Below are 16206 nucleotides of genomic sequence, written 5' to 3'. Positions count from 1 at the left end.
GATGTTTAAAGCTGGGGCAATGAACTCGTCGAATTTCTTCCCGCTTTAAGAGTTTGCCGACGCGCTTTTACACACTCTGGGCTGGCAAGTAGAGTTAGGAAATCAACTCGTCCCTTTTTATAAAGTAGGTGCAAATGGTGGCTCCCTTCGTTCTCCAGGACTTTGATGTTGGATGGGTCGCCACCGACGCCGTCGGGCAGGTTGCGCTCTTCACTACGGGGGGGCCGGGGCCGGTTCCTGATTCCGCAATGCCCTCCGTCGAAAACTCCGAAGAATTTGTCCTTTCATTGCCGGAGGTGTCCGATGTAGATCGGGTCACTGCCAGGGCTGGCGTAAACGCTTTCGTTGAATTTGCCAAACGTGGGTTCTTCGCGTACGACTGGTCAGACGTTCATCGCGATTCACGCCAGGCCTTGAGGGGGTATGAGCTGCAATGCCGCCCACTGAATCCACTGACACTTTTCGATTTGCCTGCCCCTTTACGGGCATTAGCTGAGGCTACTCGGCTATCTGATGTAACCTTCGGAGCACCCATCATAGTGATAGGTGATCAGGTTTCTTAGCCTTCATTCGGCGATTCGGAGCCGCTTTTTTGGGCCGGAAGCTTTCAGTTGCGTACCGCAGCTCCCGGCCAATAGCAGACAGATCGTTCTACAGCCTCGGCGCTTTGTATCAGCCAGCAGAGCACTAGCGCAGAGAGGAAAAATACTGAGTAGGCGGTTTACCCAGTGCTTTCTTGAACATAGTGATGAATGCATTAACAGAGTCATATCCCAGGATGCCCGCCACACGTTGCACGGATACCCCCTCCGCCAAATGACTCAGTGCGATCATCAAATGCAATTGTTGACGCCAGCGTCCGAAGCTCAGCCCGGTCGTGCTTTCTACAAGCCTGGCCAGCGTTCGTTCACTGGTTGCAAGCCGAGTGGCCCACTCGCGCAACGTGGTTCGGTCGCCTGGATCTGAGAAGAGCGTATCCGCGATTTGTTTGATCTTGGGGTGGTCTGATATCGGCAAATGCAGCTCTTTCAGCGGGGCATCGGAAAGCTGCTCAAGCAGCACTGCAACCAGCCGAGCTGTCTTGCCCTCGGAATGGTAAGCAGGTTCCTGTTCAGCGAGATGCAGGACCATCTCCCGAACAAGGGGCGTAATGGCAACCGTGCAGCATTCTTCAGGCATGGCTGCCGCACCGGGCTCAACGAACAGAAAGCAGGTCCGGGCGTTTTCGGTCACTCGGCAACTGTGCGGCGTGCCGCCCGGGATCCATACGGCGTGCTGGGGAGGGACAAGCCAGAGTGCATTTTGCACCTCACAGCTCACTGCGCCATGCAAAGACAGGATGAGCTGGCCTTTGCGATGATCATGCGGACGGGCACCCGAATCATTGAGGTCAGGCGCAACCTTGAGGGCAATCGCTGCCTGGGCGAAAAGGTCTGAATCGAAATCTTCCGGCGAGGAAACGACATTTTTTGAGCTTGGCATAATTTAGATATCAGGTGTCTTGATATCTATATTAGCCGGTTCTGAAGTTCTCTACAGTTGTCTTCTTTTAAGAGGACAGATAAAGAATATGTCAGATACAAAAAACAAGTGGCATGCCATCGCGCTCGTCGCAGGCATTCTGCTTATCGCCGTGAACCTGCGCGTTCCCTTTACCAGCATCGCGCCCGTTTTGCCGCTGATCCAGAATGATTTTGGCTTGAGCGCCTCAGCTCTAGGCCTGCTTACTTCACTGCCATTACTTGCCTTTGCAGCCTTCTCCCCGCTCAGCGCATCGGTCGCCCGCAGGTTCGGCATCGAGCGCACGCTTTTCGGTGCACTGTTGGTCATTTCAGCGGGCATCCTGCTCCGCTCCGCAGGCAGCGCATGGGTGTTGTACGCCGGTACGATATTGATAGGCACTGGGATCGCCCTGGGCAACGTGCTGCTGCCCGGCCTGATCAAACGCGACTTCTCGACAAAAATGGCGTCCATGACCGGCGCTTATTCCATCACCATGGGTGCAGCGGGCGCTGTCGGTTCAGCCGTAATAGTTCCGCTGACCCAATCATGGGGATGGCCGATTGCCCTGAGTTTGTTGGTCGCAGCCCCGGTGTTGGCGCTGGTGGTGTGGCTGCCGCAGTTGAAAAAACACGAACACGTAAATCTGTCAGGTCCGAAACAAGCGCCAACCGTGGCCGTCTGGCGTTCGCCGCTGGCATGGCAGGTCACACTGTTCATGGGGCTGAACGCGATGCCTTTTTATGTCGCCGTCGGCTGGCTGCCGACCATTCTGATGGACCATGGCATATCCCCGGAGCAAGCAGGCACGGTACACGGCACGCTTCAACTGACGACGGCCATTCCCGGCTTGATTCTGGCGGCCACGCTTCGTCGTCTCAAAGACCAGAAACTGGCAGCCGCTACCGTCAGCCTGTTAACCGCCTCATCCCTGATCGGGCTCATTTACGCGCCAGACTACGCCATGTTGTGGGCCGCGGTCCTGGGCTTCGGCTCTGGTGCCAGCATGATGCTCGGCCTGACCTTCATCGGCTTGCGCACAAAAAATGCCGGTGACACGGCGGCACTTTCAGGAATGGCGCAGTGCGTCGGCTACCTGATGGCAGCCGCAGGCCCCTTGCTGCTGGGCCAACTGTACGACTGGACCGGTGGCTGGACAGGACCGCTGCTGATCACAGCCGCAATCTCCGTAGCCGGAGCATTCACCGGCATGCTGGCCGGGCGCAACGTTCAACTTGAATCTGCTGAATCATCGTCGCGAACAAGCCCAGCAATCCAGTCAGCGAATGCGCTCACAGCTGGCGATAAAAAGCGCTGATGCGGGTATAGCAGGTGAACAGGAACCGATGCGGGCTGCCAGTCAGCAAGCACTTCGACCAGTCGCCCTTCTCGCAGATGCTCGCTGACCACGTTCTCAGCGAGCTGCACCAGCCCGAAGCCTTCAAGGCACATTTTGATGTAAAGCCCAGTCTCGTTGACGGCCGCTGTGCCGTTCACCGGGACTGAGATTTTTTCGGTACCACGGGCAAAGCGCATTTCACCTGCTTGCCTTGCGCGGCCCGAGAAGTAATGGATGGCCCGGTGGTGAGACAAATCTTGCGGATTTTGCGGAGTGCCGTTCTCTTCGAGATAGGCGGCAGACGCACAGGTTACCCAGCGAAACCGACCGAGTGGGCGCGCAACGAGCGTTGAGTCATCAAGCTCGCCTGTACGAATAACGCAATCGACACCCTCTTGAACCAGATCAACCTGCCGATCGTTGACGCCTATCATCAGGTAGATATCCGGGTAGCGCCTGTAGAAGTCTTGCAGGTTTGGCATGACGATGAAGTGTGCAATGCCACCCGGCATATCGACACGCAAACGCCCCTGTGGCCGTTTTACGGAATCCGTCAGGCTGGTCTCTGTGTGTTCGATCAGCTCCAATATTTCCCGGCATTGCGCCAGATATTGTGCGCCCTCAGAGGTCAGGCTGACCCGACGCGTTGTTCTGTTCAGCAGGCGTACCTGCAAGTACTTCTCAAGATTTTTAACGCTGCTGGTAACTGTGGAGGCCGGCAGATAGAGCGTCTGCGCCGCCTGGATAAAGCTTCCTGCTTCAGCCACACGTACGAAAACCTGCATCGCTTGAATACGGTCCATGACTGTTAGCAGCCTCAAAGCAGTGATCGGGTAAAGTCGTTATTATTCGTAGATATTGAATAATAAAAACAGTTTAACCATCTTTTTCCCGCAGTATCGCATTGCGTACATTGCTTCCAACGAAATTTGAAGAGGTGTACAGAAAATGGCTGAATATAACCGCAGCATTGTGCAGGCCCCGACCGCTCAGGCCGCCCGCACCCTTATCCGCGGCGCCACTGTGCTGAGCATGGACGGTGATATCGGCAATCTGGCGCGCGGCGATATCCTTATCGAAGGCAGCACCATCACGGCCATAGGTGAAAACATCGAGGCCGGCGACGCTATGGTTATCGAGGCATCCGGCATGATTGCCATGCCCGGCATGGTCGATACGCATCGTCACTCCTGGGAGGGCCAACTGCGTCGAATCAATCCGAATGCCGAAACCCTGGAAGACTACTGCAACGCAACGCACTTCTCGTTCGCCAAATACTATCGCCCGGCTGACATGTATATTGGCAATCTACTGACTGCATTGGGGTGCATCGATGCGGGCATCACGACCGTGGTCGATAACTCGCACAACAGCCGCACCGGCGCGCACTCCGACGCCGCGGTCGAGGCGCTGCTCGATGCTGGTATCCGGTCTGTACACGCCTCCGGTGCGCCAGTTTCTGGTGAGTGGGACAAAGCCCACTGGCCCGGCAACCTGGAGCGTCTCCAGGGGAAATACGTCAAGAACGGTGACAACCCGCTGCTCTCGCTGGCGGTAATGGCGCAGCTGGAGCCTGAGCTATGGGCTGAGGCCCGGCGCTTGGGGCTGCCTATCATTACCGAATTCTTCGGCGGGGACATGGCAGCTGAGTTGGAGGGTTTGCATCGCGAGGGTCTGCTGCGCCCCGATAACATCTTCAACCACTGCACAGCGCTGCCGGACGCCGGCTGGAAAATCATTCGCGAGGCTGGCGTGCGGGTCAACGTATGCCCGCGTTCAGATGCCCACTACGGCATTGAAGATGGAATGTTCGCCATGCAGTCGGCCCAGCGTCACGGCATCAGCCCGGGGCTGAGTGTCGATAACGAAACCTCCTATAGCGGTGACATGTTCATGGAGATGCGGGTGGCGTTCTACCTGCAACGCGTCATGGGCATGCACCAGCAGCGCTGCTGCGGCGCAGAGCATCATCCGGTGACCCTGCCGGCTCATGGCCTGCTCAAAGCCGCCACTCTTGACGGCGCCACCTGTGCAGGATTGCAGGACAAAGTCGGCACCCTGACCCCCGGCAAACAGGCCGACCTGATCCTTATCAATGCGCAGGACATCAACCTTTACCCGTCGGGTAACGCATTCGGCACCGTGGTACACGCGGCCGAACGCAGCAATGTCGACACGGTCATGATTGGCGGGCGCATCGTCAAGCGCGGCGGCAAGGTGCTGGGCGTGGACAGCGAAAGGCTGCGTGCAGCAATCGACGAATCCCGTGAGCATCTGTTTGCTGCCGCAGGCTACCAGCCGGATATTTTTGCCGAGACATTCATGCCGCTTGAGTCAGCCAAGTAAGGAGGCGCGAAATGAACGCAGCTTACTACCTGCTGGCCATCGCCGCGGGGCTTGGCATTACCCTGCAGACCACGCTGAATGGTCAACTCGCTAAAGGTGTGGGTGGAGATTCCGTAGCGGCGGCGCTGTTCTCATTTACTGCCGGAGCGGTGTGCCTGGGCGTCTTTTCATTGATGCGTGGCGGGATAGTGGCCTCACTGGCGGCTATACCTGCCCAGCCCTGGTGGAGCCTGCTGGGCGGTCTGCTGGGTGCCGGTGCCTTGCTTAGTTATGTGGTGCTTGCGCCAAAAATCGGCCTGTCAGCCCTGCTGGGCCTCGCTATCGCAGGTCAGATTATCTCCTCACTGGTTATCGATCATTTCGGATTGATGGGGGCATCGGAAAGGCCGGTGTCTCTCATCAAGTTGGCCGGGTCGATGGTGATGCTCGCAGGACTGGCCATCGCCCTGTTCGGTGACAGGTGGTCAGCGCTTTTCTCCAACTGACTGCCTTGTTTGCCCCATCCTGTTTCGTAGGACGCAACCATGTTTAAAACCCTAAGCGGCACCACCAGTCTTCTTGGCGAGTGCCCTGTCTGGTGTGAAAGAACGGAACGCCTGTTCTGGACCGATATCCCTGGTTGCGAACTGCTTGCTCTGGACCCCGTGAGCGGTGAAGTACAGCACTGGCGAGTGCCCGAGCCGCTGGGGTCGTTCGCCCTTACGACCAATACAGACGTATTGCTAATGGGATTGGCCTCCTGCCTAGGTTATTACAACCTGAGTACTCTTCGCTTCACCAAAATTACCATCACGCCTGGAGTACCCGGAACCCGGGTCAATGATGGCCGCTGCGACCGTATGGGCAACTTTGTGTTTAGCACTATGGATGCCGGTGAGGCGGTGCAAACTATAGGGCGATTTCACCGGTTCAATGCCGCGACGCTCAAGACTGAAACGCTGGACCTTCCCGAAGTGGCGATCCCGAACAGCATCTGTTTTAGCCCGGACGGTTCCACCATGTATTACGCGGACTCCCTGCAAGGATGCATTTTCTGCTGCGATTACCCGTCGCTAGAAAACCAGCGTGTATTCACTACAGTCAACGGTCAGGGTGCTCCAGACGGTTCTTGTATTGATGCGCAGGGCTTTCTCTGGAATGCGGAATGGGGCGGTAGCAGAGTCGTGCGTTACGCGACTGACGGCAAAGTTGACAGCGTGATCGACTCCCCGTGTATTCAGACCACTTGTCCGGTGTTAGCGGGACTTGGTTATGAAACGCTTTACTGCACCAGCGCACGGATAGGGCTGGATAAGCCGGCAGATTTCGATGGCACGCTGATAAAAGCCGAAGCCGTTTTAGCTGCCGGATCCCCTGAAGAGCGATTTACAGGACGACTGCACTGAATAGTAGGTTCTAGCCTGTCGCGCCGTTCTGAATGCCAACTTGGTAGACGCGTATGAATGACCGCTTCTGGCCGAAAGCTGCCGCATTTTGTGTCATTCGACGCAGCCATCAAAAGCAAATCGCCGCGTCGTCGTACGTGTGTACAACGACTCGGCGAGTAAAGTGTCTTTCGAGTTGGGTGCTTGAAAATCAGCCAGCGCACGGCACTTCGTGGTCGAGCAGCCGGGCGGTGAGCAGTACGCCCAGTTCGCTCAGTTGGTGGATCGCCAGGGCGATGTCGCGGTGTTTGCCGTTGAGGTCTTCGGACAGGTCGAGCAGCAGGGTGCTGACGCTGGTGAAGGTTTCATAGCTGTTGGTGATGAGGGTTTCGTTGGTGGCGTTGGGCGCGACGCTGAAGAGCGTTGCTGAGTCTGCTTTGAACATGAAGATATCCTGAGTGGTGCAACCACCTTCCGCTACTAAACGGTGGGTGGCAGCTGTACGCAGGTTAGTAGACCGGTGGATATCTAAAGCCGGCGCGCCCGAAGGCGCCCTACGCACAGCCACCATCAGGCACAGACGCAATGTCTGATTGATGACGCTCATGCACTTATAGATACCCGAACTCAGGCTACTAAACCCGATCGCCGAGACATTCAGCGACCGAGCCACCTTAATCACAGCCATCCCAGCGCACAAGCCGGCGAATTCTGACCCATGCGTAGGCAATGGAGCAAGGCGTCGCAGGGGGTTGGGATTTTTCCTGCGGGCTTCGGCATCAGGTCAGGTTAGCGACGCGCCAGCCGCGCACGCCAGTCGCCCGCGTGTTGCAGGCGACAGTCTTCTTCGCAATCAAAGTGCACGCAGCGCTCCATCGGCAAGGGTGGGATGCCAGCTTCGTGCAGCGCCGTGGCGGTCAGTTCGCGCATGCGTTGGTCGGCACCGCAACTGAGGGCGAGTGCCTTGTTGGCGCGGGTGTCGAATACCCAGGTCACGCGCAGGCTTTGGGGGAAGGCGCTGTAGTCGACGGTGTGGGTCAGCCAGTCGAAGCCCGGGATTTCGGCTTTGGCGGTTTCGCAGGCCTCGGTGAGGGCGGCGATCAGTTGCCGTTCGAGGCGGGCGCAGTCGCGTTTGGTCAGCGGCATCGGGGCTCCGGTTGTGCATGGTTGCGTGGGGCAGGCCCGGCCTTGTCCGACTCTGCTTTGTCGATCAGACGCGCCATCAATCGAACGCGCTTGAGGCGAGGCAAGGCCGTAAAACATTTTTGGGGTGAATCAGCCAGCCGTTGGAATATGCATATACTACCGGCATTGTGAGCAGTAAAAATTGTTTCTATATAGAGAGGGTCGTTTGACGTCGATGAAGACAGCTGATCTGCTTGAGTATTTGAAAGAGACCAGTACCGAAATGACCCGAGGCAATATAGATGAAGCGATGCTCCTTCATTTCGATTTGATAATGGAAAGCTATCGGGGCAAACCTTTTTTCTATAAAAATCTGTTGAAATATGACAGGTTCATGGTCGCGCTGTCTTTAATCGGCTTTGGCTACAAAGATGAACAAGTTCCCTTGTCCGAAGTTAAAGCTTTTTGCCAGAAACGCGGCTATATGTCTCGCAACAGCCTGGATGCCTATTTCTCCTTTCTAGTGGTCAGCGGCTATATGAACGTTCAGCTCCACGTTCAAGATGGACGTCTGCGTTGTTTTCAACCCACGGATAAAACATTGCGCGATGCCACGCCGATCATCAAGTCATATTTATTGCCATCGCAGATGATCCTTCCTTACGACAGTTGGTTCCCGAGCTTGGCAACGTCCGTGGATTTATTACGAATCTATGCTCGGGGGTTTACCAGAATACTGGAGTCGGATTTCCTGCTTGATAAACTTTTACCTGAGGCAAAATGGATTCTTAATCGCGATGGCGGTCATTTGCCAATGCTCGCGCTGTACACGGATGCCTTGCGCAACGGGTCGCTGGAAACCGGTTACAAAGTGTCGTCCTATGTGGAGCTCTCGCGATGTCTTGGCGTGTCAAAAACGCACATGCAACGCATGATCAAAGAGGGCGAGTTACAGGGCTACTTCAAATGCGATAAACGTCTGATTGTATTGAGTCCGGCGTTTGTTGAGTTAATGAGGCGGGCCATGTCGATATGTTTCGCAATCACGCGGGTGAGTATGGAGCTGGGTGTGGCTGAGGACCCGGTTAAGAATAGCTCTGTGGATACTTGCAGTTTATTGAGGGCGTGAGCCCGATATAAGCGCCTTGTTTTATTCGGTCGTCCTCTCGAAAACAGTGTTAACCACCAGCATTGTCCTTTTTTACACTCGCTCATACCGGAGGTCAGTGTGTTCAATCGTCGAATCAAGAATGCTCTCTTTGACTGCCAGGAGGAACTGACGACGTCGCTGGGTACGCTCGCCAGCATCGAATCGGTCTTTCTCTCCATACGTGTTGATGGGGCTGGGCGAATTATCTCGGCCAATCAGCGGTTTGCGGCGACGCTGGGGTATTCGCTGGAAAAACTGTCGAATATGACAGTGAGTGATATCACGGATGAGCCGCACAACGATTTCGCCCCGAACCTGTGCGCCATCGAACGGCAACGCTATCGTGCCGCCGACGGCCGTGCTGTGACGCTCGACATCGGTTGGATTACGGCAGCAAACCGCACATTTCAGGGCTACGGCGTCGTTGCGCCCCCTCCTGCCCAAGACGAACGGGAGGCTATCGAAATGTTCAGCGCGCTGAACCGTTCGATGGCGATGATTCAATTCAACCTTGCGGGTGAAGTCATTTATGCCAACGAGTCTTTCGTTCAGGCCATGGGTTATAGCCTTGCCGAGATAGAGGGCAGGCATCACCGTATTTTCTGCCTGGCGGAGGACGTGGCTTCGGCGGATTACGCCGAGTTCTGGAAGACTTTAAACAAAGGCGTGTTTCACGCCGGGCGCTTTCGCCGGGTGGATAAAAGCGGAAACGTGGTGTGGTTGGAAGCCACTTACAATCCCATCAAGGACGCTGCCGGCCGGGTTTATAAGATAGCCAAATTCGCCAGCGTGGTGACCGCGCAAGTGGAGAAAGCCGATGGGGTCAAGCGCGCCGCTACAATGGCTTATGACGTGTCGTTGGCTACCGATGTAAAAGCTAACAAAGGTATGGAACTGGTCGCGGACTCGGTACATGGTGCCCAAACTATTGCGCAACAGATGGCCTCAGTCAACGACAGCATGACCGCGCTTGAATCCCAGTCGCAGTTGATCGGCTCCATCGTTGATACCATCGGCGCCATTGCCACCCAGACCAACTTGTTGGCGCTTAACGCTGCCATCGAAGCGGCACGCGCTGGAGTACACGGACGAGGTTTTGCGGTGGTGGCGGATGAAGTGCGCAAACTCGCCGGCCGCACCAGTTTAGCCACGCAGGAAATTACGGGCGTGGTACGGCAAAACCGTGAATTGGCCGCTCAAGCCGCAGTGCGTGTCCAGTGCAGCAGAGACCAGGCTGACGTTTTGCTGAAATTATCCGAGCAGGCAGGCGTGGCAATGGCTGATATCCAGCTTGGTGCCAGGCAAGTCGTGGAAGCCATTGGCAGGGTCACCAGCGACCTGGATTAAGTTCTCAACGTGCTGCGCAATAGTGTTTACGTAGCCGACGCAGTGTTATATGCATTTTCTGATTAAGGAGGGTGTTACCCGTCGAGGATCGTCTGCGTCATGGATTAACGCTTACCCGGACATTTAAACTACATCCAAGTCATTTTGGCAAAGGAGTTTCAGGATGCCGGCGATTTTCAAGATCAGACCAAGAATGCGAACACTGCTATCACCCGCTGTGAACATGATTGAAAGGGTGGGGCTGATTGCCTGGATAGGGGTTCTGCTGATAGATCCCATGACGACGCTGGACCTGCCAAACATTATTATCACGCTGTCGCTGTTAGGGGTCTGGTATGTTCATCGCATAACCGCTCACTTCTGGATCTGGAGAGTGCTTGGCGTTCTTTATATTGTGTTGTTGTCATTGGGTTTTGCGCATGTCATTGATGCCAATGCGGAGCTGCGCGTCTTCACACTTCCGCTTGCTGTAATCATCGTGGTGAGCAGCGCCATCCTGTTTGTTGCGGTTCAAGACTATTTCCTGTCTGCGCTGCTGGTTTGGGTAATCATGTTGCCCACGCTTGACGTTGGTTTGTATCGCGGACTCGAAGTGTATCTCGCCATTTTCTGCATCGCTTCCATGTCTGTTGGTTTTACCCTTAGCTTTACCTATTTAAGGAACATGCGTTCGGTCCTGTTGGTGGAAAGCGAGTTCAGAACATTGGCGGAGACCGACTTTCTTACTTCCATTCTCAACCGACGCGCCTTCATGGCGACCTTCCAAAGTGCATTGGCGGGAGGTCGCAGCGGGTATTTCATCATGTTGGATATTGACGGTTTCAAACAGAAAAACGACCAGTACGGTCACGATGTGGGCGACAAGATTTTATGCGCCATGGCCGCTTGTCTGAAATCGACTCCAGGCAGCCACAGTGTCGGGCGGCTCGGCGGGGAGGAATTCGGTGTCTTGTTGCTGGGGGACAATGACGCCGTCGCCCATGAATATGCGTTGCGCTTACTGGCAAACATCCGTTGCAGCGTATTGCCTCCGCATCAATACACCTGCAGCGCGGGGGTCGCGCCGTTCTCGGCGACATCGGACATGTCAGCGGTGCTCAAATGTGCGGACATCAATATGTATAAAGCCAAGCATGACGGTAAAGATCGAGTTTTTCAGAATGGCAAACGCATCAAGCCGCTGCTTCCTGCGACTAAATGATGATGAGGGGGCTCCGGTTGCACGTGGTTGCGCAGGGCAGGGACGGTGCTGGCGTGCGCCATACCGGCGGTCGCGTCAGTCGATGAAACCTGTGGGGCAAAAAAAAGCGAGCCGATGAAGGCTCGCCAAAGGGAGGTAAACGGTCAGTTGGCAAGCAGTTTGCCGCTGAACAGGCTGATCAGGGTTTTCACCATCAGTACGGTGAGTACCACCGTGAGGAACAGCAGGATCGCTGCGGCGATGACTGTCAGCACGCTGCTTTCCTGGGCATGTGCATATTTCAGCGCCGCATTGCTCAGGGCTGCGATGGGAAAGCTGATTGCCCACCACGAAGGGGCAAAGGGCACATCGCGACGGAACACTTTGAAGCTCAGCACCACGAACAGGAACAGGCCGAAGTAGAACAACACGCTGGCAAACCGGTCGATCTCGCCGAATACATTGGTGTACGCCAGGAAACCTACTTCAAAAGGTGCAATCAGGACCATCAGCGAAGGCACCATGCCTTTGGCCAGAGGGGCTTCATGCACCAGTCGCGAAAAAATCCGGGTGAAGAAAACCAGCGCCAGCACCGCACCCACGGCGAGGGCAAACAGGTTGAACTCAGCCGCCCAGGCCATGGGCATGTGCGCGCCGGTGACCGCGATATCGAGGGTGGCAACACCTGGAATCAGCCAGGCAGGTACGGCATTCAACGCGTCCTGGTTGCCCGACAACAGGCGCAACACCACGAAGCCTGCGAGCAACACGGTCAGTAAGCTCCCCAGTATCCAGAGCGCCTGTCCGAGCCATTCATTGCGGGGCGCGGCGACTGCCGACAGCAGCAACATTGCAATGGTGACGGTGCCAAAAAAGTTACTGGCGATCGGATGGTTGAACTCGGCTTTCACCGCGCCAGGATGTCTCGCCCATTTGGTTAGGTAACCCAAGGTCAACACCACGAATACCAAGCCGGCCAGGGCACCAATCGCTTCACCCAACGCGCCGCCGACGCCGTAATACTGCCCGCTCAAGCGCCACGCCAGGCTCAGGCCGGCCAAGCCCATGACCGAGCCAAACAAATTGACAGGCAGGTTCTTGATGGACGTCGTGCCGGTGTGTACCGCTTGAGCAGCAGCGGCGCTGGGGGGGGATGCAGTGTTCATGGCAGTCTCCTGTTTGACTGAATTTGCTGTTGAGGCTATTTTCAGCCAAATGAGCCGCTGGCTGAAAGAGTTGTATAGCGACGTATTCAGCCAATTAGTCGACGAGGACAGACATCATGCGCATAACGCTCCTGGCATTCCCCCGCGTGCAACTGCTGGACGTCGTCGGCCCTGCCGACGTTTTTGCCGAAGCAGCCAGGCAACTGGGCAATCCACGTGCCTATCGGGTCGAAGTGATCGGTGCCGACAAGGGGATGATCAAAAGCTCAAGTGGTTTGAAGCTGGGTATCGACGAAACCTTCAAAACTCATAAAGGCAGGATCGACACCTTGCTCGTGGCCGGCAGCCCCCACATCGACGAAATTGCGCATGACCCTGTGGTGCAGGATTGGCTGCGCCGGCAGGCGAAATCCGTACGTCGGATCGGCTCGGTCTGCAGCGGCGCTTTTCTGCTGGCCGCCGCTGGCCTGCTCGACGGCCGCCATGTCACCACTCACTGGAATTCCAGCGCAAAACTGGCGGAGCAGTACCCGCACACCCGCGTCGACCCGGACAGCATCTATATCAAGGATGGCAACATCTACACCTCGGCCGGGGTCACAGCGGGCATGGACCTGGCGTTGGCGCTGGTCGAAGAAGACCACGGCCGAGAACTGGCGCTCAGCGTTGCCCGTGAAATGGTGATGTTCTTCAAGCGGCCTGGCGGGCAATCGCAGTTCAGCGCGCACCTGGCGGCGCAGACCGCCGAACGCAGCGTGATCGCAGACGTGCAGAATTATGTTGTGGAGCACTTGAAGACCGACTTGAGCGTACCCGTCCTGGCCGCCCGCGCCGGTATGAGTGAGCGCAACTTCGCCCGTATCTTCAAGGCCGAAGCCGGTTCGACCCCGGCCGAATTTGTCGAACTGGCGCGGATCGATACGGCCAGGCGGCTGATCGAAGGCTCGGACGTATCACTCAAACGCTTGGCCGACACCGTCGGCTATGCCAATACGGATGGGTTCAGAAGGGCATTCATGCGGCGTCTCGGCGTGGGGCCAAGTGATTACCGAAAGCGCTTTTCATCGGTGTAATCTTACTTCAGCGCGCGCTTCTGGCCCGATAACACTCACGCGGAAGGCCTGGCGCGTAAACGCAGATAGGGCGTTTTCGGCGAACAAATTCGAGCCGGATTACCTGGGAGTTTCCATGACATTGACCGTCAACACCTTCCTCGAACTGGCCATGGCCAACCCCATCAACGTCGAGATCACCGCGCGCTTGCCGGCGTTGGACGTGCCGCAGTGCATGCTCACGGCGGGCTGCCTGTTCCAGGCGGTGTGGAATCATCAGGCGCAGCGGCCGGCGGACGGGGGGGTGAAGGACTATGACGTTTTCTACTTCGATGAAGACCTGTCCTACGAGGCGGAGGATGCGGTGATTCGAAGGGCCGAGGCGTTGTTCCAGGACCTGGGCGTGAACGTGGAGGTCAAGAACCAGGCGCGCGTTCACCTCTGGTATGGGCAGCGCTTTAGCCGGCCATACCCGCAATTGCACTCGGCCAGGCAGGGGGTGGACCGGTATCTGGTGGCGGGCACGTGCATCGCTTTGGACATTGCCACCGGTGAGGTGTATGCGCCTTATGGGTTGGCGGATTTGGAGCACGGCGTACTGCGCATGAACCCCGTGCATGCCGAGCCTGAGCTGTTTCTGCGCAAGGCCGGGAGTTATCAGGCGCGCTGGCCCTGGCTCAGGATTGTGGAGCCGGACTGATTTTTCACGGCATATTGAACAGATGGCCTGCCTGTCATTTTTGCCGCGTATAGGGAATTTATGCGCGCCCGTTCGAGTCACTGGAAAAGACTGCGTTGCTTTCCACCATTGCCTCTCAAGGACCGACCATGACCTTTTTCATCTTCCTGCTCGCTTGCGCCGCCGCCGCCAGTACCGGTGTGATTTTCAAACCAGGCGCCTGGTACGAATCCCTGGTCAAGCCCAGCTTTACCCCGCCCAATTGGCTGTTCCCGGTGGCGTGGACCCTCATCTACCTGTTGCTGGCCTGGGCCGGTTACCGCTTGAGCCTGATCCCCGGCAGTGAAACGGTGTTGGCCCTGTGGGCGGCTCAGATTGCGTTGAATACACTGTGGACGCCGGTGTTCTTCGGCGCGCACCGCTTGCTCGCCGGGATGGTGATCATTGTGCTGCTGTGGCTGACCGTGGCGGCGATGGTGGTGCTGGCGGTGCGCCTGGACCTGATTACCGGCTTGATCCTGTTTCCTTACCTCGCCTGGCTGTGTGTGGCCGCGGCGTTGAACTTCTCGATTTTGCGGAATAACCGTTGATGGCTTACCAATCCTGGCCCGCCAGCGAGGCCGAACTGGCCCAGATGCGTCGCTTCAATCAGAAGCTGTCGTGGATGCCGCGCTTTAAAATTCGCAACCGCGTCACCCCCCGTGTGATCCAGGCGCTGCTGCAAACCAGTCAGCGTTTCAAGAAGGCCCCGGTGGTGGAGCGCAGGCTGGTCGGCGGCGTGCCGGTGCGCATCATGCGGCCCGAGGGTGCGCCCAAAGGCGTAGTGCTGGACATCCACGGCGGCGGTTGGGTGATCGGCAATGCGCAGATGAACGACGACCTCAACCTGGGCATGGTGTGCGCCTGCGGCGTGGCGGTGGTGTCGGTGGACTACCGGCTGGCGGTCGACACGCCGGTCGAGGGGCTGCTCGAAGACTGCCTGGCCGCTGCGCGCTGGTTGTTGGCCGACTGCACGGAGTTTGCCGGCCTGCCGGTATTTTTCGTCGGCGAGTCGGCCGGTGGGCATTTGGCGGCGTCGACGTTGCTGGCGCTCAAGCAATGGCCGGCGTTGCTCGAACGCGTCGCTGGCGCGGTGTTGTACTACGGGGTCTACGACTTGACCGGCACGCCAAGCGTGCGCGCGGCCGGGCCGCAGACGCTGCTGCTGGATGGGCCGGGCATGGTTGCGGCGCTGCGCCTGCTCACGCCGGACATCACCGACGAAGCACGTCGACAGCCGCCGCTGTCACCCTTGTATGGCGACTTCTGCGGCCTGCCGCCGGCGTTGATGTTTGTGGGCGAGCTGGACCCGCTCAAGGATGACACGCTGCTGATCGCCGAACGCTGGAGCGGAGTAGAAGCGCATCTGCTGCCGGAATCGGCCCATGGCTTCATTCATTTTCCGGTGGCGCTGGCGGACAGCGTGTTGGCGTACAGTCGCAAATGGATAACGCAGCACCTGCATCGTGTGGGAACTAAAAAACTGATCGCTGAGTCAGGTTAATCAGTTGTTTCTCATTATGAGGATTCCCCAATGCCTGCTTACACCTTGAACTACCGGTTCAATGACGAACCGCGCACTCATGCATTTGACCTCAAACAGTCCGAGTTGCCTGTGCATGAAGCGGCGGTGCATTTGCTGCAGTTGCATTTTGGTGATGCGGAAAACGGCTTGATCCTGCCTGCTGCGGATGCGACGCCGGAGGAAATCCTCGAGCAGGCGCAGGTGGTGGGAATCACCCATATCAAGGTGGTATGAGCCTGCCAATCCGTCAGGGCAGGCGACACCGATGCACTGGCCCTCTGGTGCTCCAATGTGGGAGGGGGCTTGCCCCCGATAGCGGTGGGTCAGTTATTGACGCTTTTGCTGACTCGCCCTCATCGGGAGCAAGCCCCCTCCCACATGTGAATCACCGCCA

General features: G+C 57.1%; 17 protein-coding genes and 1 pseudogene. 13 read left to right on the top strand and 5 right to left on the bottom strand.

The features are described 5' to 3' along the window. Positions 1 to 687 precede the first annotated feature (687 nt). Positions 688 to 1482 carry an AraC family transcriptional regulator gene (locus BFP96_RS11870; RefSeq protein WP_041931406.1) on the bottom strand — a complete coding sequence of 265 codons (795 nt, stop codon included), beginning with the start codon at positions 1480 to 1482 and terminating at the stop codon, positions 688 to 690. 88 nt (positions 1483 to 1570) lie between these two features. On the opposite strand from BFP96_RS11870, the gene BFP96_RS11865 reads away from it, so the two are divergent. Continuing rightward, positions 1571 to 2818, top strand: a complete 1248-nt coding sequence (locus BFP96_RS11865) for an MFS transporter (protein WP_065936252.1) — start codon at positions 1571 to 1573, stop codon at positions 2816 to 2818. Here the strand turns inward: BFP96_RS11865 and BFP96_RS11860 are convergent. Continuing rightward, entirely contained in the window at positions 2731 to 3642 is a 912-nt protein-coding gene (locus BFP96_RS11860; protein ID WP_065936251.1) for a LysR substrate-binding domain-containing protein, read from the bottom strand. The two genes, BFP96_RS11865 and BFP96_RS11860, sit on opposite strands and share 88 nt — an antisense overlap. A 145-nt stretch (positions 3643 to 3787) precedes the next feature. On the opposite strand from BFP96_RS11860, the gene BFP96_RS11855 reads away from it, so the two are divergent. The 3 genes from BFP96_RS11855 to BFP96_RS11845 are packed head-to-tail and all read left to right on the top strand — an operon-like array spanning position 3788 to position 6570. Beyond that, positions 3788 to 5185, top strand: a complete 1398-nt coding sequence (locus tag BFP96_RS11855; RefSeq protein ID WP_053139078.1) for an amidohydrolase family protein — start codon at positions 3788 to 3790, stop codon at positions 5183 to 5185. Positions 5186 to 5196: 11 nt separating this feature from the next. Continuing rightward, positions 5197 to 5670, top strand: coding sequence for a DMT family transporter (locus BFP96_RS11850; protein WP_015371102.1), 474 nt, complete (start codon positions 5197 to 5199; stop codon positions 5668 to 5670). 39 nt (positions 5671 to 5709) lie between these two features. Beyond that, a complete protein-coding gene (locus BFP96_RS11845; RefSeq protein WP_065883888.1) occupies positions 5710 to 6570 on the top strand; it encodes an SMP-30/gluconolactonase/LRE family protein in 861 nt (286 codons plus the stop codon). A gap of 190 nt (positions 6571 to 6760) precedes the next feature. Here the strand turns inward: BFP96_RS11845 and BFP96_RS11840 are convergent, their stop codons facing one another. Continuing rightward, positions 6761 to 6994, bottom strand: a complete 234-nt coding sequence (locus tag BFP96_RS11840) for a DUF6124 family protein (RefSeq protein ID WP_065894077.1) — start codon at positions 6992 to 6994, stop codon at positions 6761 to 6763. A gap of 344 nt (positions 6995 to 7338) precedes the next feature. Next, the gene (locus BFP96_RS11835) at positions 7339 to 7695 is read right to left on the bottom strand and encodes a hypothetical protein (RefSeq protein ID WP_065936250.1); all 357 of its coding nucleotides are present in this window, start codon (positions 7693 to 7695) and stop codon (positions 7339 to 7341) included. 214 nt (positions 7696 to 7909) lie between these two features. Between BFP96_RS11835 and BFP96_RS11830 the strand changes: the two genes are divergently transcribed. From BFP96_RS11830 to BFP96_RS11820, 4 genes and pseudogenes are all read left to right on the top strand, one after another. Then, positions 7910 to 8803: a helix-turn-helix domain-containing protein gene (locus BFP96_RS11830; protein WP_065894109.1), complete on the top strand. Its 894-nt coding sequence runs from the start codon at positions 7910 to 7912 to the stop codon at positions 8801 to 8803. 99 nt (positions 8804 to 8902) lie between these two features. Continuing rightward, positions 8903 to 9619, top strand: a pseudogene (locus tag BFP96_RS31780) (PAS domain S-box protein); the annotation flags it as partial. 45 nt (positions 9620 to 9664) lie between these two features. Next, complete coding sequence (locus BFP96_RS31775) at positions 9665 to 10171, top strand: methyl-accepting chemotaxis protein (protein WP_370671702.1); 507 nt, start codon at positions 9665 to 9667, stop codon at positions 10169 to 10171. 163 nt (positions 10172 to 10334) lie between these two features. Then, complete coding sequence (locus BFP96_RS11820; protein WP_065936248.1) at positions 10335 to 11372, top strand: GGDEF domain-containing protein; 1038 nt, start codon at positions 10335 to 10337, stop codon at positions 11370 to 11372. Between the two features lie 143 nt (positions 11373 to 11515). Here BFP96_RS11820 and BFP96_RS11815 read toward each other — a convergent pair whose 3' ends face one another. Continuing rightward, positions 11516 to 12517 (bottom strand): SLAC1 anion channel family protein, encoded by a 1002-nt coding sequence (locus tag BFP96_RS11815; RefSeq protein ID WP_065936247.1) that lies wholly within the window; start codon positions 12515 to 12517, stop codon positions 11516 to 11518. 116 nt (positions 12518 to 12633) lie between these two features. On the opposite strand from BFP96_RS11815, the gene BFP96_RS11810 reads away from it, so the two are divergent. From BFP96_RS11810 to BFP96_RS11790, 5 genes are all read left to right on the top strand, one after another. Further along, the gene (locus tag BFP96_RS11810; protein ID WP_065894082.1) at positions 12634 to 13590 is read left to right on the top strand and encodes a GlxA family transcriptional regulator; all 957 of its coding nucleotides are present in this window, start codon (positions 12634 to 12636) and stop codon (positions 13588 to 13590) included. Positions 13591 to 13705: 115 nt separating this feature from the next. After that, positions 13706 to 14269 carry a nucleotidyltransferase family protein gene (locus tag BFP96_RS11805; protein WP_065894083.1) on the top strand — a complete coding sequence of 188 codons (564 nt, stop codon included), beginning with the start codon at positions 13706 to 13708 and terminating at the stop codon, positions 14267 to 14269. 128 nt (positions 14270 to 14397) lie between these two features. Further along, on the top strand, positions 14398 to 14838 hold the full coding sequence (locus tag BFP96_RS11800) for a tryptophan-rich sensory protein TspO (protein WP_065894084.1): 441 nt from the start codon (positions 14398 to 14400) through the stop codon (positions 14836 to 14838). Then, complete coding sequence (locus BFP96_RS11795) at positions 14838 to 15791, top strand: alpha/beta hydrolase (protein ID WP_065936246.1); 954 nt, start codon at positions 14838 to 14840, stop codon at positions 15789 to 15791. The genes BFP96_RS11800 and BFP96_RS11795 overlap by 1 nt, the downstream gene beginning before the upstream one ends. Positions 15792 to 15821: 30 nt before the next feature. Beyond that, entirely contained in the window at positions 15822 to 16046 is a 225-nt protein-coding gene (locus BFP96_RS11790) for a hypothetical protein (protein WP_065894086.1), read from the top strand. Positions 16047 to 16206 lie beyond the last annotated feature (160 nt).

The sequence above is a fragment of the Pseudomonas sp. 34 E 7 genome, from assembly GCF_900005715.1.
Lineage (GTDB): Bacteria > Pseudomonadota > Gammaproteobacteria > Pseudomonadales > Pseudomonadaceae > Aquipseudomonas > Aquipseudomonas orientalis_A.
Note: the sequence above shows the minus strand (reverse complement) of the source record. Positions and strands in the feature narration are given on the sequence as shown.